Consider the following 2,570-nt stretch of genomic DNA (forward strand, 5'->3'; position numbering starts at 1 on the left):
CGTGCGGATTGTTATTTTAAAATTTGATCTATGTTTGTTTTCGAAAATAAAATGATTGATTTAAAACAAAAAAGCGATTACAACAGCATTGATTTTGAACACTGAAATTTGATGAACAACGATCAACCGACGCTAATCCTAGGAAGGAGCATAAATTATGAAAAAAATGATCAATCAGGCTGAAAATATCGTGAGTGAAATGCTGCAAGGGATGCTGAAGGCTTACCCAAATATGTTGCAACAAGTGGCAGATTTGCCGATTATCGTTCGCAGACAAAAAAAACAACAGAAAGTCGGCTTGGTGAGTGGCGGTGGCAGTGGACACGAGCCGGCGCATGCCGGTTTTGTCGGCTACGGTATGTTGGACGCCGCAGTAGCAGGCGAAGTATTTACCTCACCGAGTGCCGATAAAGTGTATGAGGCGATCAAAGCAGTCGATAGTGGTAAAGGCGCGTTGTTAATCATCAAAAATTACAGCGGCGACGTGATGAATTTTGAAATGGCGGCAGAAATGGCGGCGATGGAAGGTATTACGGTCAGCAAAATTATTGTTGATGACGACATTGCGGTGGAGAACAGTACATATACCGTTGGCAGGCGCGGCATTGCCGGCACGGTATTGGTACACAAAATGGTCGGTGCGGCGGCGGAAAGCGGCTATTCGCTGGAAGCGCTGGAACAGTTTGGCAACAAAGTGATTGCCAATACCAAAACCATCGGTATGGCGTTGAAACCTTGCTTAGTTCCAACCACGGGCAAGTTGAGCTTTGAATTGGCGGATGACGAAGTGGAAATCGGGTTGGGGATTCACGGCGAACCGGGCACGCATCGGGAAAAAATTCAAAGTGCGGATCAACATGTCGATCATTTATTGCAAAAATTATTGGCGGAATCACACTTAAGCGCAGAGGACGAAGTGGCTGTGTTGGTCAACGGCTTGGGTGAAACCACATTAATTGAGCTGTTTATTATCAACAATCGAGTTGCCGATGTGTTGCAAAGCAAAAATATTCGGGTGGTGGATACTCTGGTCGGCAATTATATGACCTCTTTGGATATGGGCGGGTTTTCGATCACCTTGAGCAAATTGGATTCAGAAATGAAACAAATGTTGCAGGCTAAAGCCGACACAGTTGCTTTTAAACGTGGTTAATCAACACAAGATTAGAGAATAACAGATGGAACGATTAGAGATTATCAAATCAATTTGCCAAGTGATTAACGACAACAAAGACTATTTGACCGAGTTGGATCGGGAAATTGGCGATGGCGATCACGGGGTTAATTTAGCCAGAGGTTTCGAAAAAATCGCAGCTGAGTTGCCGAATATGACAAATTTGTCTGCAGCAGAGGTGTTGAGCAAGATGGCGATGTTGCTGATGTCGAATGTTGGCGGTGCATCGGGTGCATTGTATGCCAGCGCTTTAATCAAGGGAAGTGCGGCATTGAAAACCCAAACGACACTCAATGCACAGGTGGTTGCCGATACTTGGCAACAGATGATTGACGGTATTCAACAGCGTGGCAAAGCGGTGTTGGGTGAAAAGACGATGTTGGACAGCCAAATTCCGGCTTATCAAGCGTTTCTGGCTGAAATTTCTCAAGCTGGCTCCCTTAGCCAAGGGTTTGCGGCGGCTGAACAAAGCGCACTGAACGGATTGAATGCTACGCGTGATATCATTGCCACCAAAGGCAGAGCCAGTTATTTGGGCGAAAGAAGCCTTGGGCATCTTGATCCGGGCGCCGCTTCATCTTACCTGATGATCAAAGCGATCAGTGAAGCGTTGGCAGAACAGGCGACTAAGGAGAAAATATGCTAGGCATTGTTATCGTTTCACACAGTGAAAAATTGGCGCATGAAGTCATTGAATTATGCCGTGAAGTAAAACAGTACGATTTTCCGCTGCTAAATGGCAGCGGTACTGATGGCGGGCATTTGGGGTCTGATCCAATGCGAATTAAAGAAGCGATCCAGCAGGCTTATACTGATGACGGTGTATTAATCTTTGCTGATATCGGCAGCTCAATTTTAAACAGTGAAATGGCGATCGAGTTTCTGGAGATGCCTTATGACAAAACCAAAATTAAAATCGCCGATGCTGCGATTGTTGAAGGCGCGATTGTTGCCATGGCAATCAATGATGAGAAGGCAACGATGGATAGCTTGCTCAACGAGTTAGCGGAGTTTAAGAGTGTGAGTAAACTAACTTAACGGCTTAGGTTTGCTGAAACTGATACATTAGCGAACCGTACTTTTACTTTTTCTACTTTTTTGCGCCCCTAAACCCATCATACATCAACAGCAACATGGCGGCGGAAAGTCCGAACAGTAGCGGGTAAGAAGCAGGTTGAATGGTTTCGCCGATGTACAGTGAAATAAACAACATAGCGACTGTTTCCAGGTAACCCAGCAGTCCGAGTAAATTAATCGGTAGCCAGTTGCTGGCTAAAATGTAGGCGATAAAAGCGACGCTGCTGATGAGACCGAGCAGAAAAACCAACAGATAAATGTGTGGGTTGATGCCAGCCGCCGCAGCGAGATCGACCTGCGCCACCATATACACACAGAA

3 protein-coding genes and 1 pseudogene are annotated in these 2,570 nt (G+C 45.7%); 3 read left to right on the plus strand and 1 reads right to left on the minus strand.

What is annotated here, in order from left to right:
• Positions 1-157 precede the first annotated feature (157 nt).
• From dhaK to dhaM, 3 genes are read left to right on the plus strand one after another with little or no spacing between them, the layout of a single operon-like run.
• Entirely contained in the window at positions 158-1,153 is a 996-nt protein-coding gene (dhaK, locus tag FHQ30_RS12770; RefSeq protein ID WP_139612302.1) for a dihydroxyacetone kinase subunit DhaK, read from the plus strand.
• Positions 1,154-1,178: 25 nt separating this feature from the next.
• On the plus strand, positions 1,179-1,820 hold the full coding sequence (dhaL, locus tag FHQ30_RS12775; protein ID WP_139612303.1) for a dihydroxyacetone kinase subunit DhaL: 642 nt from the start codon (positions 1,179-1,181) through the stop codon (positions 1,818-1,820).
• The gene (dhaM, locus tag FHQ30_RS12780; RefSeq protein WP_139612304.1) at positions 1,814-2,212 is read left to right on the plus strand and encodes a dihydroxyacetone kinase phosphoryl donor subunit DhaM; all 399 of its coding nucleotides are present in this window, start codon (positions 1,814-1,816) and stop codon (positions 2,210-2,212) included. The genes dhaL and dhaM overlap by 7 nt, the downstream gene beginning before the upstream one ends.
• Positions 2,213-2,264: 52 nt before the next feature.
• Here the strand turns inward: dhaM and FHQ30_RS13335 are convergent.
• Positions 2,265-2,570 (minus strand): annotated as a pseudogene (locus tag FHQ30_RS13335) (EamA family transporter RarD); the annotation flags it as partial.

Source organism: Testudinibacter sp. 'clade 2', from assembly GCF_006227735.1.
Lineage (GTDB): Bacteria > Pseudomonadota > Gammaproteobacteria > Enterobacterales > Pasteurellaceae > Chelonobacter.

Coding starts and splice junctions, on each gene's coding strand:
- dhaM (WP_139612304.1), top strand. CDS start 1,814: ATGCTAGGCATTGTTATCGTTTCACACAGTGAAAAATTGGCGCATGAA.
- dhaK (WP_139612302.1), top strand. CDS start 158: ATGAAAAAAATGATCAATCAGGCTGAAAATATCGTGAGTGAAATGCTG.
- dhaL (WP_139612303.1), top strand. CDS start 1,179: ATGGAACGATTAGAGATTATCAAATCAATTTGCCAAGTGATTAACGAC.